Origin of the sequence: Pseudomonas peli, from assembly GCF_900099645.1 — a bacterium.
Taxonomy (GTDB): domain Bacteria; phylum Pseudomonadota; class Gammaproteobacteria; order Pseudomonadales; family Pseudomonadaceae; genus Aquipseudomonas; species Aquipseudomonas peli.
Window position 1 is genome coordinate 1 of sequence record NZ_FMTL01000010.1, and the last position, 24,329, is coordinate 24,329.

A 24,329-nucleotide genomic window follows, 5' to 3' on the forward strand; every position below is an offset into this window, starting at 1 on the left:
CTGGAAGGCCGGAAGACGTTAGGGATTGAAGCCCGACAGGGGCGAGACGCTGAGCATCAGCGGCTCGATGCGCAGCACGAAAGCCCGGCCGGCGAAGTCGGAACGAAAGCGCCAATATTGTGTTATGTACTTTGCATTATTAGGCGGTTTTTGTTTGTCGATTTGGCAGATTTTGATATAATCGGGAAGTTTGATTATTGCGCTAATAGTTCAGGGAGTGGCGTTATGGATAATATGTGCCAGCAAGATTACGACATACACCCATATAAAGAAGAATTCATCAGCATCGTTCTTCGACACGTCAATGAGCAACTTTCTGCCGAGGAATGGCAGCGCTTTCGAGCCCATGCAGCCAGCTCTAAGCACCGGATCGTAGGCGGTGAAGCCAAGCTAGACGCCACGCGGGCCGAGGTTGTCAGGGATAGCCTGTGTTCTGCTGGCATCGGTGTACCCGACATTCTTTCAGCGTTTCCAGGGCAAGAAATCGTGATTGGCGAGATTGCCGGCCACAGCGTTTATTGCATTCCAAGTGAGGGCTATTACTTCTGGGGAATTGATCCAGTTAAAGGATTTATATGGGATGTGAACTTATGTTGGCCCGCATATACGCCGAACTGGTGAACTTTTAAATAAGACAAATCTGAAACTAAGGAAGGGTTTAATTGCATGAAACTTATGATTATTGAGTCACCCGGCAAGAAGAAAAAACTGGAAGAAATCCTATCGAAGATCCGCCCAGGCGAAAGCTGGCGGATCGAGGCCAGCGTAGGCCACGTCCGTGACTTGCCCGCAACAGGGCAGGGCGAGAACGACATTACCAGCGGCGTGCGCGCCGACTTCATGCCCACTTATGAGCTGACCGAGCGCGGTAGCGAAGTGGTGGCCAAGCTGGAAAGGGCCGTAAGCCAAGCCAGTGAGGTTTACTTGGCGACCGACCCTGACCGCGAAGGCGAAAGCATCAGTTGGCACCTGAAAGAAGCCCTGGCCCTGAAAAACCCGATTCGGGTTGCCTTCAATGAAATCAGTGAAGGCAAGGTGCGTGATTCGCTTGCCGCACCTGGCCGAATAGATATGAAGATGGTGGGTGCGCAAGAAGCCCGCCGCGTGCTGGATCGCCTGGTGGGCTATATGGTCAGCCCAGAGCTAAAGCGCCAGACGGGCGAGCGGCTTTCTGCAGGCCGCGTGCAATCGCCGGCTGTGTACCTGGTCGTCAAACGCGAGCGCGAGATTCAAGCTTTCAAGGTAACTGCCCACTTCGGGGCTCGTCTGATTTTCGCGGGCGCGAAAATGGGCGAGACGTGGGAAGCCGAATGGATGACGGCCGAGGGCTTCGTTACTGATGATTCGCCGTATTTCATGGACAAGCGATATGCCGAGCTAGTGGCGGCTGTTCGCGGCGTTGTGGTGTCGTCCTGCGAAGAAACCGACCAATCCCGCAACCCGCCAGCGCCCTTTACAACCTCCACCATGCAGCAGGCAGCAAGTAACGCCCTCAAGTGGAACCCAGACACTGCAATGAAGATTGCCCAGCAGCTCTATGAGCAAGGGCATATCAGCTATCACCGCTCTGATAACCCCAACGTGTCAGAGGAAGCCATGCCCGAGATACGCGCTGTAGCGCAAAGCCTCGGCCTGGAAGTGGTCGAGAAACGCCGCGTATTCAAGGCCAAGGATGGGGCGCAGGAAGGGCACCCAGGCATCACGCCTACCCATTGGGAAGTTGAGGTAGCAGGCGAAACCCCAGAACAGCGCGAGCTGTACAAGCTGATCCGTATTCGTGCCCTGGCTTCGCAGCTTATGCCAGCACTTTTCAAGGTGCGCACCGTATATCTGCAGGCGGCTGAGCCTGTAGAAGGCAAGACAGTGAAATTCGGGGCCGCAGGCCGCACGCTGGTTAGTCCGGGGTGGAAAGCACTGTTGGCCAATGACGCGACGGCCGACGACGATGAAAAAGAAGGCGAGGACGATAACCCTATTCCAATGCTGAGCCCAGGCAGCGCTCTGAGTGCAGTCAATGGCGAGCTGCTGGACAAGAAGACTAAGGCACCGAAGCGTTACACCGAGGCGAGCTTGGTTAAGGCACTGGAAGCCGAGGGCGTCGGTCGTCCTGCTACTTACGCGGCGATCCTGAACAACATCATCAACACTCGCGGCTATATCAGCGTGGACAAAAACCGCCAGCTCCGACCGGAGCCAGTGGGCGAGCTGGTTATTCAGCGCCTGGAAGGCAAATTTTCGTTCCTCGACATTGGCTTCACCCGCGATCTGGAAGAAGACCTAGACAAGATTGCGGCAGGCCAAGCGCAGTACAAGGGTGTTATCCAGAAGCTGCATAGCAGCCTCGATGCCGAGATAAAGAGCCAGGTAGCCACGGTGGCCACCTTCAAGAAAGAGGTGCCCGTATATCCGTGCCCACTCTGCCAAAAGCCTCTGCGGCGCATTGCCAACGGTGCTAACGGCCCATTCTGGGGCTGCACAGCGCACCCGGATTGCAAGGGCACCGCGCCAGATGAAAAGGGCGTCCCTGGAAAGCCGAAGGAGGTGAAGCTGTCCAACTACCCTTGCGGCAAATGTGGCAAGCCGCTGGTTCACAAGAAGAAGCCGGGAAAGGATGGTTACGATTTCTGGGGCTGCTCTGGTTTCAGCGCTACACCAGCTTGCAAGGCGAGTTATCCGAACCTGAAAGGTAATAAGCCGGATATGACGAAAGGCCGATAACTTACGCATGTAAGTTATTTCCTACAAAGCGTTTTGTAATTTGCCCATTGCAATACCCATTCATCGAACTGGAACACAAAAATGGCTATCAATTACCGAATGCTGTGATTGGTTTGGTATGATAGCCACTTGCCGTATGAGCCAGGCAGAGCCTGGTTCTGCAGGGATGGCCGAATAATTCACAAGGACAGGCAGCGAATGTTATTTTCGCGCCCGCGAAAATGAAAAAGGCCAGATTACATATCTGGCCTTTTTTTATGCTTACTGCTTTCGCCCCTCGTTAGCCCTCTCCCTTCGGTTTCTCGCCGGGACTGTATTTCAACAGCCCGCGAGCAATAGCTTTCAGTTCGTACAGCTCATAGAAGGCCAGAGGTATTCGTGAAATTTCGTATTCCCAATTTTGATATGTGCTTTTGCTCACATATAGAAAATCAGCGGCCTCCTGCTGTGTGTGGCCTACGACATTCCGCAATTCTATTAGCTTGTCTGCCTTGGCCGTCTTTGTCGCGTTGGGCTTCATCGTCTCAATACTTTTTTGGGTTGCATTTCAAATTTAATTAGATTTATATAACGCCAATTCTGTGTTTTTTACATATACTAGGCAACAGTAATTTACTCGGGCTAATACCATGCTCCTACAAGCCGCAATCCTTTCCCTGGCTCAGCAATGCGCCCCTGACGTGGCCCCTCATACGATGGCCTCGCTAGTCGTTTCGGAGTCTAGCGGAAATCCTTTCGCTATTGGCGTAGTGGGCATGGATCTGATTGACCAGCCAAAGACAAAGGAAGAAGCCGTGGCAATGGCTAAAACCCTTATGGCTCAAGGCGCGCGCATTAGCGGCGGCCTGGGCCAGGTCTATATGGGCAATTGGGAAAAACTCGGCCTGACGGTCGATACCGTCTTTGAGCCATGCCCAAATCTGACGGCCAGCAGCAAGGTACTGGGCAACTGCTACGAACGCGCTAGCGCGCAGATGGGCGAAGGCCAGGCAGCGCTAACAGCCGCATTCTCCTGCTACTACTCCAACAACTTCACTCGCGGCTTTGAGAAGGAAGGGGAGAACAAACCTAGTTATTTAATGATGATCGCCAGCAATAGCGAAAAGCTTAAAGGTGTGCCCGAAATTCAATTCAAACCTTCGGACATTAAAGAGGTAGACCCAGCAAAGAAAGAAACTGCAGCACCGGCCGAGCCGGCTAAAGCTCTGGAAGAACTCAAGGAAGTTAAAAAAGAAAAGGAATCGGAGCCCGACGATTCTATGTCATGGGATGTATTGGGCGACTTTCACTAATAGCAACACTCAACCACTGAAAAAAGGAAATAACGGATGAACCAGCAACAAATCCAAGCCAAGCAACAGAACAAGTACCTGCAACTGTTCCTCGGTTTCATGGCCATGTTCTTCTACAACTACGCCGTTGCAGCCGGTGGCCTGGATGAAGCCACCAACCAAGCCAACGAAATCAAGACCTGGGCCTATGGCTTCCTGGGTGTCGGCGTCTTTATCTACCTGATTTATCTGGTAGTTATGGCGCTGCTGGATCGCAAGCAATGGGCTGACGTGCTGGTAGGTGTGGGCTATGTAGCCATCGCCGGCGCGATCATCGTTGTTGGTGAGTGGGCCTGGTCGATCTGGGGTAGCTAATCATGGCAGAGGGCAAAGAGGAACCGACATTCGCCAGCTTTAAAGGGCTGGGTTATGTCTCGATGTTTATGGGGGTTCCTCTTGGCCCCCTTCTGATTTTGTTCGGTGCTGGAGTATTTGGGGCGTTTCTCTTTGGAATGATCTTCGGCTGGCCTGGAATGATTTGGCCATTAGTGTGCGGTCTGGTGCTTATGTTTCTCAAAGTTCTTTGTGAAACAGATAACAAGGCAATGGAGCGGGCACGCTGGGTATTCAAAGCCTGGAGACTGAGACTAAAGCTAGTTTCCCCGATTCTCACTGTATCCCCCAATAAGCCAGGATCTAAGCATGAGCATTTTTTCCGCCGCCTTAAAAAAATTCATCGCACCGGCTGAGATGCTGCCGCGTTATAACCGGCACGTTGATGAACGCATTGTTTCGATGGGAAATGAACGCCTTCTTGGCGTTATTGTGCTGCAGGGCATTCCGTTTGAAACAACAACGAATGCGCAGCTTGAGCAAGCATTCAATTCGTTGACTCGGGTTTTCTCTGAAATCAACAAAGTAAACGCGCCGCGTGTGTCTCAGTGGTGCCACGTTATCAAACAGAAAGTGTCGCTCGACTTTGACTATAAGTTCGACAACGCTTTCGTAGCTGACTTCTCCAAGAAGTATCTTGCACAGTTCAAAACTGGCGACTTCTTCCGTACAACGTATGCAATCAGCTTCGTTTACAAGTACGAGGAAGATATTGACCAAGGCATCGAAGCCCTGAACTTGCTTTTGGACTTTGCCCTTAAAGCACTGCGCCGCTATGACGCTGTTGCTCTTGGCATTGAAGTAAACAGTCACGGTCTTGCACATTCGCAAATTGGCGAGTTCCTGGGCCGCCTGCTGAACAATACAGATGATCTTGTTCCGCTGGCGGGTGACGAACTTTCGGAACGCATTCAAACATCCGAACTTAACTTTGGTTTTGACCTGTGCGAAATTCGCCCCGCTAAAGGCGGGAAGAAGTACGCAACCTATTTTGATCTGCGCGAATATCCCGACGAAAGCAAGCGCGGTATGTGGAACGCACTGCTGAGCGAGCCTTATGAATTTGTGCTTACTCAGTCTTTCCTCAATTTCACTTCGATGCGGACGCTTAACCTCGTCAATAAGAAGGTCAACGAAATTGAGTCTGGTACGAACTTCCCTGGCCACTACGTCGAGGATCTGAAAGACGCGCGCGGCTTCGTCTCTGCCGGTGAATTGAGCTTTGGCGAATATCACAGCGCCCTGGTGGTCTACGGCAACACCCCGAAAGAAGCGGTTGATAACGGTAACTCACTGTCTACCAACCTCCTGGCCAGCAGCGGGGCGCGCTTCCTGCGTGCCACTGCCTCGGGGATTTTCACTTACTTTTCCATGATGCCGGGCGCTGCAGACAAGCCGCTGTCTGAGCCGAAAACGACTCGCAACCTGGCGTGCGGCTTCTCCCTGAACAACTACCCGACAGGCAAACAGTTCGGCAACCCTATCGGTGATGGTTCGGCAGTTATCCCGCTCAAAACCAAGTCTGATTCGATCTACTTCTTCAATACCCACTTCAGCAATATCGGCCAGGACGTGCGCGGCCAGAAGTACGCCGGCCACTGCTTAATCCTGGGTGCGACAGGCGCAGGTAAGACCACACTGGAAGGCGTTGTAGTGGGCTTTCTGGATCGCTTTAAACCGAAGATTTTTGCCATCGACTTCAACCGCTCGATGCAGCTTTTTCTTGAAACCTATGGCGCGGTCTACTTCGACATTGAGGACGGCGTAGATACCGGCCTGCAGCCGTTCCAGCTTGAAGACTCGCCGTCGCTCCGCGCCTTTCTTTATAGGCTGGTCGGTGCGTGCGGCCGGGATCAGGACGGCAAGCTGACTGCCAGCGACGAACAGAAGATCAAAGAAGCTGTAGACACCATCATGCTCATGGATCTGGAAGACCGCCGCTTTAGCTATCTAAAGTCGCTCATTCCGCCAGAGGGTGGCGACGGCCTGGGTGATCGCCTGGCGAAGTGGCAGCACTCCTGCAACGGGCCAATGGCCTGGGCGCTGGATAGCCCTGTAAACCGCTTCGACCCGGCAACCATGGATCGGATCGGTTTCAACACCACCAGCATTCTGAAAAAAGGCCATCCAGCTACAGAGCCCGTGCTGTCGGTGCTGTTCCATATGAAAGATATGATGCAGCGCGACGGCCAACTGTTTCTGACCCTGGTTGAAGAATTCTGGGTGCCGTGCAACTACCCGACCACGCAAAAGCAGATTGAAGGCGCGCTTAAAGCTGGCCGTATTAAGAGCGAGTTTATGTTTCTCGTTTCTCAATCGCCCGAAGACGCAATTAACTGTGAAATCTTTCCGGCGATTATTCAGCAGACGCCGACGAAAGTATTTCTTCCAAACCCGGAAGCAACCTTTGAAAAGTACAAGTTGTGCGGACTCAATCAAAAAGAGTTCGACGACTTGCATGCTCTTGAAAAGGACTCGCGGACATTCCTTATTAAACAGTCGCATCAATCCACCTTTGCAAAGCTGGATCTGAACGACTTTGAAGACTTCCTGCCGATTATTTCGGGCACCTGGGAATCTATCAAACTCTCGCATGAAGTACGCGCCGAAGTTGGTAATGATCCGAAAGATTGGGTGCCGGTATTCCGGCAACGGCTGAAAGATCAAAACTCAGCGCGCAAGAGCATCAGTTTGGACGGCCAGTAACTCAAACAATGGAATTGAAAGGGGTATTGAACATGAACACAAAAATTCGCGCTCTCGCTCTCTCCGTCGCACTGGCCTTTGGTGCCTCCAGCGCGCCCGTCTATGCGTCTGGTATCCCGACCGTGGACGTTGCGGCTATCGCCCAGGCCGTCATGGATGCCATGCAGCAAGCCATGGAAGCAGCCGAACAACTGTCCGCCGCGCAAGATCAAATCTCCGAGCTGCAGCAGCAATATGAACAGGCTGAACAACAGTTTGAAGATTTGAAGGATATGACTACCGGAAACTCTGGTTACGGCGGCCAATACTGGAGTGAGGAAATGGTGGATTACATCCCAACTACGGCAACAGCCGGTAGCTGGGAAGAAATCTATAAGGATATGGACGCCGGCACCCTGGAAAGCTACCGCAATAAGTACGGCCTCAAGTCTGAAAACGAAACGCAGCAGGAAGTTTTCGACGTGCAGCTAACCAACCTGCGCACGCTTGAAAATGCCCATCGCGCAAACAACCTGCGCCTTGAAAATATCAAGAACCTGCAGGCTCTGGCTGACTCAGCGACCACACCCCAAGAGAAAGAAGATATTCAGGCCCGCTTAATTGCAGAGCAGGCCGCCATATCGAACGAGGCCAACCGTTTGGCAACAGTTGAAAGCCTCATGGCGCGTAACGACAAAATGCTGGCACAAAAACAGAACCAGGAATTTGAAAAGTTTCTGGAAACTGGCGAGGAATAATATAAATGGCTACCGAATTCACATTAGGCACTGCCATATTCAATTCGGTCGATGAAGCTTTGAGCACAATGTTTTCTGTTGGGCTCGGTACGTTCGCAGACTTGATAGCCCCGGTGATCGGGGCGTTTGTCTCGCTGTACTTCGTATTCATAGCCCTTAACTGGATATGGTCTGGCAACACGTCAGACCTACCCATAGGCGATTTGATGAAGCGAATGGCCTACATGGCTCTCTTTACCTTATTCGCTTTCAACGTCGGGTATTACAAGACTGCCGTTGTTGATCCGGTTAATAGCATCGGTGCAGAAATAGCAGAAGCGTTTGCAATGACGGGATCTGAGACGCCTCAGATTATCGACCAGATGGGCAACCAGATTATGGCCACTACAAAAGCCATTTGGGAAAATGCGCCTGATATGTCGGTAACCAACCTGAATATTGGCCCTTTGTTCAAGGCGATTACCACAATCGTGGTGGTCTTTTTCTTTGGGTTGATATTTATGGCTGTTGCATTCATCTATCTGATGATTGCAAAAATAATGGTGTCATTGGTGCTTTTGCTCGGCCCCCTGTTCATTTCATTCGCATTTTTCCCTGTCACTAGGGATCTGTTTATGAAGTGGGCAGCCCAGCTATTAAACTACACACTGTTATATGCACTATTCGGAATCACCTTCACAATGTTGACGAACATGCTTCAAAAGTATGTTTCTGGTGATGCGTTTAGCAATATACTTGTAGGCGATCTAACAATGCTGAAACTTGTTTTCAGCTATCTGTTGTTTTCCGGCGTAATTATTGCGATTCCCGCGCTTAGCTCTCACCTAACAGGTGGTGTCGGTATTAACAGCATGGGCGCTGTTGGGCCGCTTATGAGCAAAGTTACAGGGGGATTAAGCAAGTTGGTAGGTGGGGCGGCTAAAGCTGCAGGCGGCGGTGGCAACTCTCTATCTGGCGGTAAGAACCGCCGACTTGGTTAATAGCAATCTACTGAATTTTCGCGGGCGCGAAAAAATGGAGTCTTCGACGTGAACAAATTCCTGATCCTGGCTGTTGCTGTTTTGCTTGTAACTGGTTGCTCTACCAAGCCACCAACTCCACCAGAGCCCGAAGGGCCGTTAGTAAAAGTCAACGTCAACCAACCACACGAAACCTTTGGGGGTGCAGCTAAATGAGCCAGCATCAAGAACACTTCGATAAAGCCAAAACGCTGGAGAATGCCAGCGAAACAGGCGTAGCCGCTGAGCGTGCAATGCTCAAGAAAGAAGCGCGCCGAATGATTGAGGAAGCCGCGAACTTTGAAAAATCAAAGTCCGATTGGCGTAAGCGACTGATGAAAGCCTCGCTGGTGATTGCGGGAATTTCAGTCGTTCTTAACATCGTACAAGCGGCGGCTATTGCAGCACTTACCCCACTCAAGACTGTTGAGCCGTATTTGCTCTATGTAGACAAGTCTGTAGGTATGGCAGAAGTCTGGAAGCCCCTGGACAAGTCCCTGCCAACTTACGGCGAAGAAGTCGATAAATTCTTCATTGCCGAATATGTCAATGCCCGCGAATCTTACGATTGGGGCTTGGCACAACTTAACTACGATAAAGTTAAATCGTTTAGCGAACTCAACCGCTCCGTATTCAACGAATACGATAACTTCATTAAGTCGCCAAAGTCCCCGCTGGCTATCCTGGCAGACAAAGCGCGTGTTGTAGTCGATGTGACTTCGATTACCCTGGACGAAAAGACCAGCACGGCAACCGTGCGCTTTAGTAAGACCGTTATTGGTGCGGATGGTAAACCGAGCATTACTATTCCTAAAACCTTCTGGGTTGCAACTCTGAGCTACGAATATCCAAACCCAAAGCTTAAACCCGAAGAACGCCGCCTTAACCCGCTCGGCATGAAAGTGCCGTCCTTCCAGTTGGTTCAAGAGCAATTTAGGGGCTAATAATGAAACTCGGTCATATTTTCAAAGTTTCGGCCCTTGCTGTTGCGCTGTTTTCCAGCGCAACAACCTTCGCGGCCTCTGTTCCGAAAGGTACTGAATTCGATCAGCGTATTCAGTACATCATGTATAACCCCGATGACGTTGTAGTCGTTAAAACCCGCGCGGGTAACTCAACGCTTATTCAGCTTGAAGAAGGTGAATATCTTGTAAACCTTCCTACCGGCGGCCTCTCCATCGGGGATAAGGGCGCGTGGACTATTGGCGTTCGCGGACACAATATTTTTCTCAAGCCGAGCGGGCCATTCCCGCAAACAAACATTAACCTCGTTACGAATAAGCGCACTTACGCTATTTCGCTTGTGGAAACCGAACACATTACACAAGCCTCTTGGCAAGTGCGTTACAAGTATCCTGCAGAACCTGTACCGCTCACAGATGCTAAAAAAGTACATGAAGACAAAGGGCCGTGTTCTGACGGGCCTAAAAACTTCAACTACTTCAAATATGGCGATCAGTCTTTGTCGCCAACGGAAGTTTGGGATGATGGCCGCTTTACCTGTTTGAAATTCCCGACAAGCAAAGCATTACCGGCTGTTTATCGTTACTCGCCAGATTCCGAGCTGAAAGAGGCGCTGGTGAATTTCAACATGAAGGAAGATGTGATTGTTGTGCATGAAGTAGCCGAAGAATTCCGGCTACGCATTGGCAATAAGGTTCTCGGTATTAAAACCGACTCTATGCGCGATGCTCCGTACAACAGAAACAAAACTTCTACCGGCGAAACTCGGGTGAAACTCAATGCGCAATAACCCATACGAAAACTTCGATGAAGAAGAAACCGGCAAACCGTTGCCGACTGTAGAGCATCCAGAGCCCATTTATGGCGACCGTGGCGAACCGACTACTAAGGCTCCTAAGCGTAAAGATAAGCGCATAGTTATCGCCGTAGTGGCCGTTATTGTTTTTGCACTGTTGGTTGTTGGGTTCTTCGGCCTGTTCTTCTACAACGCGATCAACAAGAACAAGGCGGCGGCCGAGGCCCAGGTTAAGGATGATGCGGCCTTAGCCATGAACTCCAGTACCGGCCCGGATCTTGGAGCATTCCAAGATCGCATGGCCAAGCAAATGGAAGATGACCGCAAACGCCGCGAGGCCGAAGCACTTGCGCGGAAACAGGCCGAGGGCAAGTCTCAGCCTGCAGCGCCTGCCGCTGCACAACCGCCCGCGAACGCTCCAGGGCTCGGCCAGTATCAAGCTGCAGGCGGCCAGGCACCGCGCGAAATGAAGAACGGCAAGCCTGTTCCAACGCCGGCAGAAATCGCCGCAGCACGTCGCTGGCAAGAGGATGTGTTGTGGACTGGTGAAGAAAAGAACTCCAGCAACAGCAGCGCCGCAAACAGCGGGGGCGCACAGCAAGGGCGGCAAGCAGGCGCTAGCAGTCGCGGCCAGGGTCAGCAGATGACCTTTGAAGAACGAATGGCTGCAAACCCGTACATGAGCGCCGCGATGGGCGGAACTGGTGGCGGCAGTCTTGGGGGCTCGTCCAGCTCCACCGGCAACAGCATCGGCGGCATGCTGGCCACCGAGACTTATCCAGACGGCATTGCCATGATTCGTCCCGACCAGAAGTTTCTACTTATCCACGGGACAACCATTCCTTGCACCCTCATTACCCGGATTGTTACCAACTATCCAGGGCAAACAAGCTGCCTGATTAACCGTGACGTATACAGCTCAGACGGAAGCGTGGTGCTTATTAGCCGTGGCTCTAAAGTTGACGGCGAACGCAAGGTGAGCATGGAGAACGGCATTGCCAAAGTGTTTGTAAGTTGGGGCTCCATCGAAACACCTGACGGCGTGCGCGTTCGTATCGACTCTATGGCGGCTGACCAGCTCGGCGCTGCAGGCCTAGACGCATGGATCGACAACCACTACGCCGAACGCTTCGGCGGCGCGATCCTGCTTAGCTTCCTCGATGACGCTTTCCAGGCTATTGCCGACCAAGCATCAAGCGGCGGTGACGACGCTATGACCTTCGATAGCAGCACCGATAACGCCCAGGATATGGCCAGCATTGCGCTGGAAAACAGCATCAATATTCCTCCGACTGGCTACGTCAACCACGCAACAGAAACAAACATCATTGTTGCGCGTGACATTGATTTCAGAACTGTTTACGGGGTCGAATAATGAATGCTCATTTGAATGCAGCCCCGTTTGCGGAAAATATGTTTGATAACAGCAAGCCCATACGGGCATTGCTTAAAAAAGCCGGCATTCAAGACCTGCTTGAAATTGAAGGCGTGACAGAAGTTGCAATGAACCGGCCCGGTGAACTTTGGTTCGAGCGAAAAGCAATTTGGGAAAAGGTAAATTCGCCTGAACTTACGTTCGACCTGGCTAAGAAGCTTGCCAATAGTATGGCGGTTCAAGTTTCTGACAAGTCCAGCCAGCTAAATGATTACCCAATTTGCCCGGTATTGCTCCCCGATGGGGAGCGCGGCCAAATCGTCATGCCGCCCGCCACTGAAAAAGGCTGCTTGAGCCTTACTATCCGTAAGCCTTCCAAGGATCGTTTTTCCCTGGAAGATTACCGGGACAGCGGCCGATTAACTGGCGTTAAGGTAGTTAAGAAGAAAACGGACATTGAAGACTGGCAAAAAGAAATGGTCATGTGCATTAAGCGCGAGGACTATTACAACTTCTTCAAGTTGGCAGTTTTGCACAAGCAAAACATGATATTTGGCGGCCAGACTGGTTCGGGTAAAACGACGTTTGCGAAAGCTATTGTTGACCTTTACCCGCCAAATCGCCGGTATATCACTATTGAAGACGTGGCTGAACTGTTTATGCCACATCATCCGAATCGTGTTCACCTTTTCTTTAACAACAGCAAAGACAAAGACGGCAATGCAATTTTGCCGTCTAAAGACTTGGTGCAATCCTGTATGCGGATGAAAGCCGACCATATCTTTATGTCGGAACTGCGTGGCGAAGAAACATGGGATTACTTTGCGCTTTTGAAAACCGGCCATGACGGCAGTATCACAACAGCCCACTTCGGCGGTGTTGAGCATTGCATTCCGCGCCTGACTCAACTTGTTAAAGAGTCCAAGACAGGGGCAACGCTCGATCAAAGCTTCGTATACCATGAAATTGCTTCGTCTCTCGACATTATTACCAAATGGGAAGGTTCATATCTAAAGCAAATTCGATATGAGCCAGAAGAAAAACTTCACTTATTGAATGGTGAATAAATGAAGCCCGGTAAAATAATTGCCCTAGTGCTTGTTCTGCTGTTTACGCTGATCGCACTGCTTGTCGCCGGCCAATATGCTGGCGGCATTTTCCTGCTGAAAAGACTTGGGCTAGATTTCCATAACGTGCAGCTAACTACTCTTTACGAGTATTACCAAGCGTATGGAAAGATGGGCGGGCCTGTAGAAAAGTTTATCAAGATGGGCCTGGCTATCTCATTCTCGCCTATCGGAATGATACTTTTCCTCGGCATTGCGCTGCTTGTTACGCGCAAAACCCTCATTGATCGCCTATACGGCGATGCTCGATTTGCAACCGACATTGAAATTCAAAATGCCGGTATGTTCCTCGATGATAAGAAAGATAATAAATGGCCTCCCGTTCTGCTTGGCAGAAAGGGCAAACGCTATATTGCTGACTATTCGCAGGAATACACGACGCTCGCAGCGCCGCCCGGATCTGGTAAAGGCGTGGGGTTCGTTGTACCTAACCTGCTGACGTACCCGCATAGCGTTATCAACTTCGACCCGAAGTTAGAGAACTTCAACATTACGTCAGGCTACCGCAGTAGCGTTCTCGGCCAAGAAGTCTTTCTATTCTCCCCCGATAACGATAAATACCAAAGCCACTGCTGGAACTGCCTTGACTACATAAGCCCAGATCCACGCAAGACCTTAGCGGACATTAAGAACATTTCCGCCATTTTGATTCCTGCAGATCCTGGCCCTAACCAATCGTTTTTTATTGGTGCCCGGAAAGCCCTGGATGGTCTGTTGCTGTATCTGGTCGAAACACCAGAAGAACCGCGCAATATGTACCGGGTCATTGAAATCAATGACAGTCCAATTGGCATTGATAAGTGGATCATCACCACAATTGCGCGCCGAGCCAAAAGTGATAGGCCGCTGAGCGATGAATGCGTGCGCATGCTCATGTCTTATGCAAATGAGACGGAAAAGAAGCGCGACACTACTAAAGGCATTATCGGTACTTACCTCGACCCCTTCTCTGATGCTCTTTGCCGTGCAGCCACTCAAAAATCTGACTTCAATTTCCGCGACCTGCGCAAAAAGAAGATGACCATTTATGTGGGTATTGCCCCTGGCAATATTCCGAAGTTCCAACGCCTTCTAAATCTGTTTTTCTCCCAGGCAATCACGCTCAACACGGATATGCTGCCGGAAGATGGGCCGAAGGATGAAAACGGCGACCCGGTATTGAAATATCAGTGCCTGGCTTTGCTGGATGAATTTGTGGCACTTGGGCCTATTGAAATCATCCGCGCATCGTCTGGTTATACCCGCGCATATAACATGCGCTACGCCATTGTTTTCCAAAACAAGGCCCAGGTATTTGCAGACCAGTGCTACGGCCGTGCTGGCGGTGAATCGCTTCTCGACACATTCCACAATGAGATTGTGTATGCAACCGAGAGCGTCCAAGACTCCGAGGAATATTCAAAACGTCTCGGCAATACCACGCTTAAAGACCGCGCGCGAAGCCGTACAAGGGCAAAAGGCGGGCCAAGCTCCACCGACAGCATCCAGCGCCATTCACGCGCGCTTATGCTGCCTCAAGAGATACAGCGGTTGCCCTATGACAAAGAGGTTATTTTCAAGAAGGGCGGCAAGCTGTTCCCAATCAATGCCGATAAGATTTTTTGGTACAAGGAAGAATTGTTTGCCGGCAAAGCAAATATGCCAGTACCTGAAATTCCGCCAATGATCTTTGAAAGTAAGAACGCCGAGGCAGCACCGGCCATTGTTTAATTTTCGCGCCCGCGAAAATGGCCATTCGCTTTTAGCCTAATGGTCGCGTCACCTGCTTAGTGGTGGGCAGGCCTGGGGCAACCAGGCACCAATTCAGGCAAGAAGGGTTACAAATGATAAATCCCGAACTTGTTGAGAAACTGATTAAAGACTTACTCAATGGTAATATTGGCGGGTCTTACCGCTTAAAACTAAACACACTGGTATAAGTTAGGAGAGTCACCATGAAAGCACTTTTTATCGCGGCTGCAGCATTCTCTGTTTTGGTTCTTTCCGGTTGCGCTTCGCAAGGTGAGCTGGATAAAACCAATATCCAACTCAAAACACTGGAAGAACGAATTACTGCAGTTGATAGCCGCGCCGCTCAACTTGAGAAAACGCGCACCGATGCGCGTGCAATGGACTTCGCCCGCTTCTGTTTCTCCAATAACATGGCTTTCAGTGAAGGCAGCATTTATGCCGGCCGTATCTGCCAGCGCCAGGCTGGCATTATGGTTTACCAAGACGGCAAACAAGTTGTGCAGCCATTGGTATGGAATGTTTGGAAGTATCAGTAAGTCAATTACTCGACAAGGATAGATACCAGTGAAGAAGCTACTTACCGCCGCTCTGCTCGTTGCAACCGTTTCCGGCTGCGCCACCGTCCAGAATGAGGACGGGACTACCAAGAAAACAGCCAAGTACGGCGCAGGCGCTGCGCTGGCCGGCGCTGTTGCCGGCGCGCTGCTGGGTGGTGATAACCGTGGGAAGGGGGCGCTTGTTGGCGCGGCCGTGGCCGGTGCTGCAGGTGCCGGTTATGGCTATTACGTCGATAAACAAGAAGCGGCCCTTCGTGAAAGCATGAAAGGTACGGGTGTTCAGGTTGAGCGCCAGGGCGATCAACTGAACATCGTTATGCCGGGCTCGATCACGTTCGCTACTGGCAAAGCCGAAATTCAGCCATCGTTCTATTACACCCTCAACCAACTGTCTAACAGCTTCCGTGAATATCAAGACAGTGAACTTGTTATTACCGGGCACACTGATTCGGTTGGCAACTATGACGCCAACCAAGTATTGAGCAACCGCCGCGCGGATAGCGTGGCGCAATACTTGCGCAGTAACGGCATTGACTCCTCTCGCCTGCAGACAGTTGGCGCGGGATCGACGTTGCCAGTGGCCAGCAATGAAACAACCGAGGGCCGGGCGCAGAACCGCCGTGTTGAAATTAAACTGGTTCCTCGGCCGGGCACTACTGCAGCTCGCGGATAAGCTTCGGCCGGATCTATCAGAAAGCAAAAGGCCTGGTCATCCAGGCCTTTTCATTTTCTGCTTAGGGGATCTGGTGGGCCTGTTTGAGTACACCCAAAAAGGGGCAGCCTTATGGCTGTCCCTTTTTCGTTGTTTTACAGCTCAAACAGGGACGCCTACTATCGGGACACTCAAACGGGGACAAAAGGGCGCAAATTGATAGTTCGGGCATACCTTCGGGCCAGTACAAAAGATCAGGACGCGAACAGGGCCAGAGAACTGCTAAAGGCCTTTGCCGCCGACCACAAGGCCAGGATAACGACTTACTACGTCGAGAATGCGTCCGGGGCCAGCCTGGCGCGCTTAGAGCTGCAGCGCCTGCTTAGCGAAGCAGGAGAGGGCGATATTCTGCTGGTCGAGTCGGTGGATAGGCTTAGCCGCCTTCCTCTGCCGGCGTGGGAAGCGTTGAAGCAGCAGATTAGCGCTGCAGGCCTGCAGGTCGTAGCCGTGGATCTACCTGTAACCCACATGGCCATGAAGCCTGGTACAGGGGAGGGGATAGAGCCCTGGCTGCAGAAGGCTATGGCGCAAATGTTCCTTGAGTTCATGGCCGCCTTTTCGCGCAAGGACTACGAGTTACGCAGGGATCGCCAGGCGCAGGGAATACAGGCCGCAAAGGTCGCGGGACGCCTCAAGCCCCGGCAACCGAACCTCAAGCTCTACAGGCAAGCCAATGAACTGCGTAAATCTCACTCGATCCGGGCAACTGCAAAGCTACTCGGCTGCTCCAAAGGCCTGGTAGAACGCGCGCAGGCCTGGGCTGCTACTGCAGCGCAGGAAAAGGGGGTGGGCGATGGCCTCTAAGGATCTGGTGCGCTCCCAGCTCGCCCGCAACCTGGCTAAAGCCTATGCGGCTGAACTGCTAGAGCAAGATGACGGCTTGGCCAATCATCTGCAGGGCGAGCCCTTGACCGCCGCCGAGCGGAGAGAGGCGAAAGCAGAGCTACAGCGTATTGCATCGAAGATCCGCGCCGGCCTACCGCCGGATCTGATTTAGCCTCACAAACCCGGGCGCTGCGTGCGCGCCCTGGATGTGGCAGCAAAAGCCTTTCGATCCCCTCGCCGGGGTGGCAGAGGGCAGGGAGGTGAAGCGCTCCCTGTCCTCAGCCAGAAGGGTTTAAACCCCCTACAGCGCATCAAGGGGCGCTGCGCTCGTCACCTGCGCCCGTTCCTGCTCGTCGCCGCCTTCGGCCGCTCCTGCGCGGGCTGCGGCCTTGGATTCCGCCCTTGACGCAAAAACACTAGATGTTGTGTGGATCTGCGAACGATCGGACACAAGATGTAGGGGGAGGGGGCTACAGGCATAAAAAAACCGCCCTGGTAGGCGGTTTTTTCGCGGCCGCGAAAATTAAGCGGTTTAATTGACCTTAGTGAAGGTCTTGCTCGCATTGCGCAGGTGACTTGTTACTTTGCCATCAGCCAGCTCCAGCCCTTTTTTCTTATCAGCTTCGCGGATAAGAAGGGTATCCGATTCGGCTACAAGCTTAACTTCCATATCCATGAAGCTCATATCTTCGTTGCCGAGTTTGGAGATAGCGCGATAGCCACCGTCTACTTTGGTAACGGTAATTGTTTCTGCCATTTTGTCGTTAGTTTTCCATACGCCGACAAAATCACCACCTTCATCTTTGCAGCCCGCCAGAGCAACGCACGCCATCATTGCAATCAGGATTTTTTTCATCATTCGTCTCCTACAATCCATTCCTTGATATTTTCGCCAGGATACTGCTCTTTCCACTGCTTTAGAACTTTGTTGTTGCCGCTTGCTGTTTCTAAATGTTCATTTGTGTGCGGGTTCAAATATTTTACTACCTTGCGCGGCGTACCTGGCGCTGGCCCCCTTGCAGGCCTTGCTGGGTCTGCCTCTCTGGCGTCCGGGTCAAGGATCAGAATTATATCCCGCATACCCTTACCGTACTCTTTCATCAGGCTTTCCAGCGCATTGGAAAAAGCCAATTCCTTCTGATAAGCCGGGTTGCCTTCGATAGCTTCCAGCTCAGAACTAAGCGACTTTAGCTGTGCTTCAATCGCGCGATGCTGGATAAGTAGTTTGGTCATAGGTTGCCTTTAAAGTTCCATATCTCTATCACCAGATAAAGAAATTTCGTTAGTGTTTTGTTGTTCGTAGACATTGGCAGCTTCAAGTGCAGCATCTAAATCAGGCGGCGTATTTTCTTTAATATGGGAACTGTAATGCTCGTTCCCCATCATCCCGCCCATCAAAACAGCAAGCTTCTGCTGTTCGGGCTTTCCCTGCAGGTACGAATAATCTTCAATATCTTTTTTTGCAATCTCTTTGATCTGCTCGGCAGATAAATTACGCGCCGAAAATTCTTCGTGGCGCAACTCCGCATCTATAAGAGTTCCCTGGCGAACGATACTGCCTATGCCAGGTTCTTCATTCTGATATGCCTGCTTGATTTCTTCAAACTCGGCAACCTTCCTTGATACCAAGTTAAGGCTGTCGTGTGCTGCTGTTCTCAGCTCATTGATTTCTGCTTTCTCTGCGGGAGTAGCGGCGCGCTCCGGTGCCTCGATCATTACGGCCAGCTCGTCATACCCCGCTGCTACCTCGCGGCGTTCTTCCAGGGTCAGCGGCCGGTTCCGCTCTGCGTGCATCCGCTCCGCTGCATCGGCCTGGTGAAGCCATTCACCGTCCTGCAGGACGTTTTCCTTTATCGGTATATGGTTTTTGTCGTAGATCCTGATTGCATCAACACTTTTGTTCTGCTCGACCCTAGCAACGGTTTGGGCAACGCCGGCATATGCCAGGTCGTGGTTATCGCGCGTGGAATATCTGCCAAAGCCGGACTCGGCTTTCATCGTCTCATAGCGGGACGCGATCCTTAGCTGACTGACCGTTTCACTAACGCTCATGACCCTAAGTTCTATTTTGTACCCCGCCTGCTTGAGCCGGCCTGCCAGGTCTTCGACTGCCTTCGGATCTTTCGACGTTTGGTCGATGATTAGATTTCTACGGCCCTCGGCGGCCGCTACCGTGAGGCGGCTAGCCCAAGCGCCCGCGTCTGGATGTGTTCTGTTTGCGGCCAAACGATCATCAGCCAGCATGGCCGGCTTGTACTGTGGTGAGTGCTTGCGCAGCTTATCGGCGTCGATCAGGACGTATCCGCCCGCCTTGGCAAGTTCTGCCTTAGCCTCGTCAGTGATACCGGACTTACCCGCGCCAGGTTGGCCACCAGTGATAATTGCCACGGGCTGCTCACGCGGCAAACTCTTAGGCAAATACTCCGCTTCGATTTCTCGGTAGTAAGTCTCATGCTCGTCCGGGCTGAGCTGGTAAGGGTTATTCATGCCTGGCTTTCCCTGCTGAATTGGTAATTTTCGCGCCCGCGAAAAATAAAAAGGGCGCATTAAGCGCCCTTTATTCAATCGCGGATATGTTTAGGCGGAAGCGCCCAAGGCTACCGGCGCAACACCTTCGGCCGCAACACTCTTGCCACTGGCGAACATCGCGCGAACCTTCGGGCCGTAAGTCTCAATCACCTGCTCGATGCCATCGGGATCTTTCAGCGTCAATCCTTCCTCCAGTTCCCCGAGGCGTTGTTTCTCTGCCTGCAGTTCCGCAATTTTCGAGGCGTCAACCGAGTCCTTTTGGCGCTCCGCGTGGATCTCAGTTGTATAGGAGGCAATCAAGAAACCCAGCATTTCCTGTGCTGTCTCGTACCGGGCCAAGCGTTTGGTTGTGGTCATGTTGCTCTCCATAACAATCCGTGACTTCACATACATACTCTAGCATATACAGGCAATTGTCAACCATATAAGGTTGCCAATTGCCTGGCATAGTTAAAGCTCCATATCTCGATCTGCTGCTTTCTCCTGGGTGGGCTCGGACTGCTCCACTACATGAGAAGCCTCAATCGTCACACCCACACTTTCCGGCGCATGCTCGGCCATGTAATCACGGTAATCAGGATGCTCCATCATCTGCCCCATGGAACGGGCCAGCTCTTGCTGTTCAGGAACACCGTCAAGCTCGGCAAATGTGGCCAAATCCTTCTTGGCTATCTCCCTGATTTCATCCCCGCCCGTTGGCGTGGTCTTGACCCACTCATGGCGCATCGTTGCGTCAACCAGCGTGCCCTTGCGAACAATATCATCCACTACGGACTCACGACCCGGCGCTGCAAACGCCTTGTTGATTGCCTGCAATTCTTCCACCTTGGCAGCGACGGCCGGGGCCAGGGCAGGGGATTGAGCTGCAAAGCGGTTGAGGTCGAGGGTTGCCGGCTCGCCGTTGTGCGTGAACTGCAGCGGCTCGATGGTTTCGCGTACTGGCTCCGGGCGCAGTTCCGGGGCGATCTGGTAAAGCTCCTGCTCCGACTTTGCCTTGAGCTGGCTAAAGCCCTCCAGGCTATCCCTGGCCTCCGTAATGCGTTCATCCAGGGCGGTGCTGTCTACCTCGTTGCGATCCTCTCCGAAGCTATCGCGCTCGCGCTCCAGGTTCTCCAGGGTGGCGCGCGCCTCCTGTTCGGCTTGGCCATAACCTGCAACCTCGGCCTGCAGGCGCTCGATGCTCGGCGGCTCGGCCTGCTGGAAGCGGTTTAGGTCGATGGTGGCCGGCTGGCCGTCATTGGTGAACTGCAGCGGCTCCACGGTTGCAGGCTGCGGATCTGCAGGCGCGGCCTGCTGCATTGCCTCTAGCTCCTGCTCCGACTTTGCCTTGAGCTGGCTAAAGCCCTCCAGGCTATCCCTGGCCTCCGTAATGCGTTCATCCAGGGCGGTGCTGTCTACCTCGTTGCGATCCTCTCCGAAGCTGTCGCGCTCGCGCTCCAGGCTCTCCAGGGCGGCGCGCGCCTCCTGTTCGGCTTGGCCATAACCTGCAACCTCGGCCTGCAGGCGCTCGATGCTCGGCGGCTCGGCCTGCTGGAAGCGGTTTAGGTCGATGGTGGCCGGCTGGCCGTCATTGGTGAACTGCAGCGGCTCGATGGTAGAAGGCTGCGGATCTGCAGGCACAGAGTCTTCAAGCGGTTCCATGCCCATATCTGCGCGAGCCTTGTTCATCTGCTCGCGTTCTTCCGGCGTGAGGGCAGGGGCAGGGGATGCCTGTCCAATTGCTTGCTCCAGTTCTTTGCGTGCTGCTGCTGCGGCCTCCAGAACAGTGGTTTCGCTAGCCCACTGGCCCTGATGCTGAACCATGTTGATCTTTGTAGCGTCCGCCATGATGGCGGTATAACGCGAGCTGCCCAGCTCTGCAGCGCCTGCCTGGGCGTCTGCCTCGGTCTTGTAGACGTGGGTAGCGTCGGTCAATGGGTTGGCTATTTCAAAGCGCAGCGCCGGTGACTCGATAGCCGCCATGTCTGCTTCTTTCCGCGCCTCCTTCGCCGCCACTTTCTCAGCCTGAATGACCTGGGCGGCGTCGATGGTTAGTTTCAGTTCTGCAGGGCCGTTCTGCTCCATGTACGCGCTGTAGGTTCCGTTCTCCATTGCGTCATTCATCCCAATGGCAAGCTCTTGCTGCTCAGGTTTGCCCTCCATGTAGGCAAAGGCCGCAATGTCTTCCTGCGCTATTTGTTCAATGCGTGCGTCATCAACAAACCCGGACTGCAATTCTTCGCGGCGCTGCTCCGCATCCGAAAGCATGCCCTCCAGAACTTCGCGCTCGGCCAGGTCTGCAGGCGCTGAGTAATAAGCAGCGTTGACAGCCTCCAGCTCTGCCACCTTGGACGCCAGCAGCGCTTTGTCTGCCGCCTGTTCAAGCGGCAAGGCTTTGTCCATGGCCAGCTCTGGAACGGTGATGGTGTTGCCGGCCAGCGGCTCCAGGCCCAGCTCCAGACGCTTGGCTTCTAGCGCCTTGTTCATGGCTTCATCTGTAAAGGTAATGTCCATATCCCGCTCGGCTGCAACGGCAATAATCTGCTCCTTGAATTGAGCTGTACCGTTTACCTCCAGGGGATTGCCAAAACGCTCGACAGCGAAAATCAGGCCTACGCCGACTTCATCAGGATCGGTAACGCGGTTCATTTCCAGCCGGTCAGGATGGTTTACAAAAATCTGTTTGCCGTGGTCTTTGTGGCAGAAAGCAACAGCGTTGTTGGCCAACGGGCGCGGGCGAAGATCAGCCAGCTTGATCTTCAATTCCTTCGCCTCACGCTCCTGGGTGTGAAGTTTTGCGATTAACCGCGCTCGCTTCGCAGCTTCCGCACCGTCAGGCATGTGCTTCGGCGTGAGCGGGCCACGCGCTCCAATGGTGTTTTCGCTATCCAGCTCCGGGGTTTGATACCGGCGCTTGAGGGTATCCAGAATTTTCATATTCATTTCCTCGTTCTTCGTTGCAAAGTCATAAAAGAGAGTTGAGTAAGGATACTTAACTCTGTTCTTCAAAGTGTTCTGCTCATTAACTCGCTGCTGCAGAGATTCAACTTTCTGCAATTTCTCCAGTATAACAATTGACCGGAAATAATGTTTATCAGAGCGCGTTAATGTTTCGTCTTTTGTGATGGACTTACTACGCGCAAAATACTCCGCGTTGATTGCCTTCAACCCAAGCGAATAGCTAACCTTGATCTGGTTTTTGAGTTCGTCATAAGTCCTTATATTATTCGGATATACCTCGTCCCTAAATTTGCGCCAATCATCAATATGCGCGACTTTAGATTTCGGCTTATCAATTACACCCGCTTGCTGCTTCTCATAAAGAGACTTCAACAGCTCCGACGCTTCCGACCACTCCAAGCCAATATGCTTTGTCAAAAAGTCCGAGACGTTATAATTGTACTTTCCTACCTTAATTCTGGCGCTTCCATCCTTCGCACGCGATATAGGGTGCTGCGTAGGATCTACGCCAAATTTGATTTGCGCGTAAGCCAGCAGATGACCAGCATCAAGCCCCTTACGAATTTCTGCATACATCTGCAGTTCTGCTTTCTGTTGCTCTTTCTCCTTTTCTGCTGCTAACAGTGATGCCAGCACACTAGAATCCTTGCTGGAATCCTCAAGGGTTAGCCCTCCGCTTCCTTGGCCGCCTCCAGCATATAAATCACGTCGCAATCCAATACCTCCATCGGATTGAACGTGCTGTAGGTCATTGTCCGCATCACCCTGCAAAAACAATCTATCTGCTGGGTTCCCTTCCGAACGGAAGTGATCCACGTTGCTTGCTCGCAACTCATGCAAATAACTCGTTCCTTCGGGCGCGAATCTTCCGGCAAGTTCAAAATTACCGGGCTTGTAATTTCCCTCTGGCAAGCCGGGTAAACCGGATCTTTTGTTAGTGCTGGTGGCTTCTTGTCTTCTGTAGGTTTGGTCATAATCCTTTTCTCTTTGGGCTAAAAAGTTTCTTCGCTCGGGCAAAGAAAGCCCTTTATAGGCGTCTTTGACTTTTGCAGAAGCGTTACTTATGTACTTAATTTCTTTGCTTTGAATAGTGCGCCATGTTTCGACACGGCCAGCAACCTGGGCGTCTGTGATTGGATCAATAACAAGCGCTCGATCCTCAAGAAAGGATCGCCCGAAAATGTTTGCTTTGAGGTTTGTAAACTTCTGATCGCCCGGAATTTTGACAGCAAAGTATTGATTTTCTTTGCCCTGATTCCTTACGCGCACTTCGCCATATTCAGCCAGCAAATCTTTGAATGATTTCTCGCTACGAATATCGCGGGCCACTAGCGCATTGAATATATCGCGCTTTAGCTCGCCGTTTTTTGAGCGAAATTCCTTGTCTTTGTATTTGCCGAGGGCCGACTCATAATGATTTGTTCCAACGCGAGGGCTATTTCTAGGCGATGACAAACCATTGTCACGATTGAGCTTCTCTTGAATAGCATCAAAATACTTTTCGCTCTTTTCGTGCATGCCTACCGGGTTGAAATAGCCACCAGTAAGCAGGTTCTTCTTAGGGATAACAACGTGTACATGAGGATACCGAGGCTCCATTTCCTCGGTGTTATGGTTATAGGCTTCCTTAATCTTCGGCCAGTGTATTTCAGCGTACACATTGAACTCGTCTTCACCATAGGCGCTCATTAGTTCCTTTTTGTACTGCTGGAAAACGTCCTTAATCTCGTCCTCGGTGACGTTTGGCTCATTAAAAGACAGGCTTATATGCAAATACCTATCTTGGCCTTCGTCGTTGATCGACTCATATACAGCCTGAGTGACGGCCAAGTCACCTTCGATGGGTATACGCCTGTCCAGTTCATCCCTGGTAAAGTGCCGGTCTACCTTGCGGCCCAGCTCAAGGTATTCGGCAATGCCGCTATTCCCGCCCCCATATCGAATAATCAAG

23 protein-coding genes are annotated in these 24,329 nt (G+C 52.1%); 18 read left to right on the forward strand and 5 right to left on the reverse strand.

All coding sequences use genetic code 11. From position 1 onward, the window contains the following. The 18 genes from BLO50_RS21845 to BLO50_RS20870 all read left to right on the forward strand — a co-directional run. Positions 1–621, forward strand: a 621-nt coding sequence (locus BLO50_RS21845; RefSeq protein WP_090256193.1) for a hypothetical protein, incomplete at its 5' end; no start/stop codon positions are given. Between the two features lie 45 nt (positions 622–666). Beyond that, on the forward strand, positions 667–2,718 hold the full coding sequence (topA, locus tag BLO50_RS20795; protein ID WP_090256194.1) for a type I DNA topoisomerase: 2,052 nt from the start codon (positions 667–669) through the stop codon (positions 2,716–2,718). Positions 2,719–3,473: 755 nt separating this feature from the next. Next, positions 3,474–4,010, forward strand: coding sequence for a lytic transglycosylase domain-containing protein (locus tag BLO50_RS20805; RefSeq protein WP_338110986.1), 537 nt, complete (start codon positions 3,474–3,476; stop codon positions 4,008–4,010). Positions 4,011–4,046: 36 nt separating this feature from the next. After that, on the forward strand, positions 4,047–4,364 hold the full coding sequence (locus BLO50_RS20810) for a hypothetical protein (RefSeq protein WP_208597448.1): 318 nt from the start codon (positions 4,047–4,049) through the stop codon (positions 4,362–4,364). 2 nt (positions 4,365–4,366) lie between these two features. After that, positions 4,367–4,738: a hypothetical protein gene (locus BLO50_RS21745; RefSeq protein ID WP_143003851.1), complete on the forward strand. Its 372-nt coding sequence runs from the start codon at positions 4,367–4,369 to the stop codon at positions 4,736–4,738. Next, complete coding sequence (locus tag BLO50_RS20815; protein WP_090256197.1) at positions 4,692–7,088, forward strand: VirB4 family type IV secretion/conjugal transfer ATPase; 2,397 nt, start codon at positions 4,692–4,694, stop codon at positions 7,086–7,088. Before BLO50_RS21745 ends, BLO50_RS20815 begins: the two co-directional genes overlap by 47 nt. Before the next feature lie 32 nt (positions 7,089–7,120). Then, on the forward strand, positions 7,121–7,825 hold the full coding sequence (locus BLO50_RS20820) for a type IV secretion system protein (RefSeq protein ID WP_167354487.1): 705 nt from the start codon (positions 7,121–7,123) through the stop codon (positions 7,823–7,825). A gap of 5 nt (positions 7,826–7,830) precedes the next feature. Beyond that, complete coding sequence (locus BLO50_RS20825) at positions 7,831–8,805, forward strand: TrbL/VirB6 family protein (protein ID WP_090256199.1); 975 nt, start codon at positions 7,831–7,833, stop codon at positions 8,803–8,805. A gap of 48 nt (positions 8,806–8,853) precedes the next feature. Further along, the gene (locus BLO50_RS21850) at positions 8,854–9,000 is read left to right on the forward strand and encodes a lipoprotein (protein WP_167354488.1); all 147 of its coding nucleotides are present in this window, start codon (positions 8,854–8,856) and stop codon (positions 8,998–9,000) included. Then, a complete protein-coding gene (locus BLO50_RS20830) occupies positions 8,997–9,767 on the forward strand; it encodes a VirB8 family type IV secretion system protein (protein WP_090256200.1) in 771 nt (256 codons plus the stop codon). Before BLO50_RS21850 ends, BLO50_RS20830 begins: the two co-directional genes overlap by 4 nt. A 2-nt stretch (positions 9,768–9,769) precedes the next feature. Continuing rightward, on the forward strand, positions 9,770–10,576 hold the full coding sequence (locus BLO50_RS20835; protein ID WP_090256201.1) for a TrbG/VirB9 family P-type conjugative transfer protein: 807 nt from the start codon (positions 9,770–9,772) through the stop codon (positions 10,574–10,576). Next, positions 10,566–11,957 carry a type IV secretion system protein VirB10 gene (gene virB10 / locus BLO50_RS20840; RefSeq protein WP_090256202.1) on the forward strand — a complete coding sequence of 464 codons (1,392 nt, stop codon included), beginning with the start codon at positions 10,566–10,568 and terminating at the stop codon, positions 11,955–11,957. Before BLO50_RS20835 ends, virB10 begins: the two co-directional genes overlap by 11 nt. Next, positions 11,957–13,024: a P-type DNA transfer ATPase VirB11 gene (virB11, locus tag BLO50_RS20845; protein ID WP_090256203.1), complete on the forward strand. Its 1,068-nt coding sequence runs from the start codon at positions 11,957–11,959 to the stop codon at positions 13,022–13,024. Before virB10 ends, virB11 begins: the two co-directional genes overlap by 1 nt. Further along, positions 13,025–14,794, forward strand: a complete 1,770-nt coding sequence (locus BLO50_RS20850; RefSeq protein ID WP_090256204.1) for a type IV secretory system conjugative DNA transfer family protein — start codon at positions 13,025–13,027, stop codon at positions 14,792–14,794. Between the two features lie 224 nt (positions 14,795–15,018). Then, the gene (locus BLO50_RS20855; protein WP_090256205.1) at positions 15,019–15,351 is read left to right on the forward strand and encodes a hypothetical protein; all 333 of its coding nucleotides are present in this window, start codon (positions 15,019–15,021) and stop codon (positions 15,349–15,351) included. Between the two features lie 28 nt (positions 15,352–15,379). Beyond that, entirely contained in the window at positions 15,380–16,045 is a 666-nt protein-coding gene (locus BLO50_RS20860) for a YiaD family glycine zipper/OmpA-like lipoprotein (RefSeq protein WP_090256206.1), read from the forward strand. Between the two features lie 111 nt (positions 16,046–16,156). Further along, entirely contained in the window at positions 16,157–16,888 is a 732-nt protein-coding gene (locus BLO50_RS20865; protein ID WP_338110987.1) for a recombinase family protein, read from the forward strand. Then, on the forward strand, positions 16,878–17,081 hold the full coding sequence (locus tag BLO50_RS20870) for a hypothetical protein (RefSeq protein WP_090256207.1): 204 nt from the start codon (positions 16,878–16,880) through the stop codon (positions 17,079–17,081). The genes BLO50_RS20865 and BLO50_RS20870 overlap by 11 nt, the downstream gene beginning before the upstream one ends. Positions 17,082–17,441: 360 nt before the next feature. On the opposite strand, the gene BLO50_RS20875 is transcribed toward BLO50_RS20870, so the two are convergent. The 5 genes from BLO50_RS20875 to BLO50_RS21750 form a co-directional block, all read right to left on the reverse strand. Next, positions 17,442–17,765, reverse strand: coding sequence for a putative periplasmic lipoprotein (locus BLO50_RS20875; protein WP_090256208.1), 324 nt, complete (start codon positions 17,763–17,765; stop codon positions 17,442–17,444). Further along, on the reverse strand, positions 17,765–18,142 hold the full coding sequence (locus BLO50_RS20880) for a histone-like nucleoid-structuring protein, MvaT/MvaU family (protein ID WP_090256209.1): 378 nt from the start codon (positions 18,140–18,142) through the stop codon (positions 17,765–17,767). The genes BLO50_RS20875 and BLO50_RS20880 overlap by 1 nt, the downstream gene beginning before the upstream one ends. Before the next feature lie 9 nt (positions 18,143–18,151). Further along, on the reverse strand, positions 18,152–19,396 hold the full coding sequence (locus BLO50_RS20885) for a zeta toxin family protein (RefSeq protein WP_167354489.1): 1,245 nt from the start codon (positions 19,394–19,396) through the stop codon (positions 18,152–18,154). Positions 19,397–19,486: 90 nt separating this feature from the next. Continuing rightward, positions 19,487–19,795, reverse strand: coding sequence for a hypothetical protein (locus BLO50_RS20890; RefSeq protein ID WP_090256211.1), 309 nt, complete (start codon positions 19,793–19,795; stop codon positions 19,487–19,489). Between the two features lie 93 nt (positions 19,796–19,888). Further along, positions 19,889–24,328, reverse strand: a complete 4,440-nt coding sequence (locus BLO50_RS21750) for an LPD7 domain-containing protein (protein ID WP_143003852.1) — start codon at positions 24,326–24,328, stop codon at positions 19,889–19,891. Position 24,329: the final 1 nt, after the last annotated feature.

Coding starts and splice junctions, on each gene's coding strand:
- topA (WP_090256194.1), top strand. CDS start 667: ATGAAACTTATGATTATTGAGTCACCCGGCAAGAAGAAAAAACTGGAA.
- BLO50_RS20805 (WP_338110986.1), top strand. CDS start 3,474: ATGGATCTGATTGACCAGCCAAAGACAAAGGAAGAAGCCGTGGCAATG.
- BLO50_RS20810 (WP_208597448.1), top strand. CDS start 4,047: ATGAACCAGCAACAAATCCAAGCCAAGCAACAGAACAAGTACCTGCAA.
- BLO50_RS21745 (WP_143003851.1), top strand. CDS start 4,367: ATGGCAGAGGGCAAAGAGGAACCGACATTCGCCAGCTTTAAAGGGCTG.
- BLO50_RS20815 (WP_090256197.1), top strand. CDS start 4,692: ATGAGCATTTTTTCCGCCGCCTTAAAAAAATTCATCGCACCGGCTGAG.
- BLO50_RS20820 (WP_167354487.1), top strand. CDS start 7,121: ATGAACACAAAAATTCGCGCTCTCGCTCTCTCCGTCGCACTGGCCTTT.
- BLO50_RS20825 (WP_090256199.1), top strand. CDS start 7,831: ATGGCTACCGAATTCACATTAGGCACTGCCATATTCAATTCGGTCGAT.
- BLO50_RS20830 (WP_090256200.1), top strand. CDS start 8,997: ATGAGCCAGCATCAAGAACACTTCGATAAAGCCAAAACGCTGGAGAAT.
- BLO50_RS20835 (WP_090256201.1), top strand. CDS start 9,770: ATGAAACTCGGTCATATTTTCAAAGTTTCGGCCCTTGCTGTTGCGCTG.
- virB10 (WP_090256202.1), top strand. CDS start 10,566: ATGCGCAATAACCCATACGAAAACTTCGATGAAGAAGAAACCGGCAAA.
- virB11 (WP_090256203.1), top strand. CDS start 11,957: ATGAATGCTCATTTGAATGCAGCCCCGTTTGCGGAAAATATGTTTGAT.
- BLO50_RS20850 (WP_090256204.1), top strand. CDS start 13,025: ATGAAGCCCGGTAAAATAATTGCCCTAGTGCTTGTTCTGCTGTTTACG.
- BLO50_RS20855 (WP_090256205.1), top strand. CDS start 15,019: ATGAAAGCACTTTTTATCGCGGCTGCAGCATTCTCTGTTTTGGTTCTT.
- BLO50_RS20865 (WP_338110987.1), top strand. CDS start 16,157: ATGGCTGTCCCTTTTTCGTTGTTTTACAGCTCAAACAGGGACGCCTAC.
- BLO50_RS20870 (WP_090256207.1), top strand. CDS start 16,878: ATGGCCTCTAAGGATCTGGTGCGCTCCCAGCTCGCCCGCAACCTGGCT.
- BLO50_RS20875 (WP_090256208.1), bottom strand. CDS start 17,765: ATGAAAAAAATCCTGATTGCAATGATGGCGTGCGTTGCTCTGGCGGGC.
- BLO50_RS20880 (WP_090256209.1), bottom strand. CDS start 18,142: ATGACCAAACTACTTATCCAGCATCGCGCGATTGAAGCACAGCTAAAG.
- BLO50_RS20885 (WP_167354489.1), bottom strand. CDS start 19,396: ATGAATAACCCTTACCAGCTCAGCCCGGACGAGCATGAGACTTACTAC.
- BLO50_RS20890 (WP_090256211.1), bottom strand. CDS start 19,795: ATGACCACAACCAAACGCTTGGCCCGGTACGAGACAGCACAGGAAATG.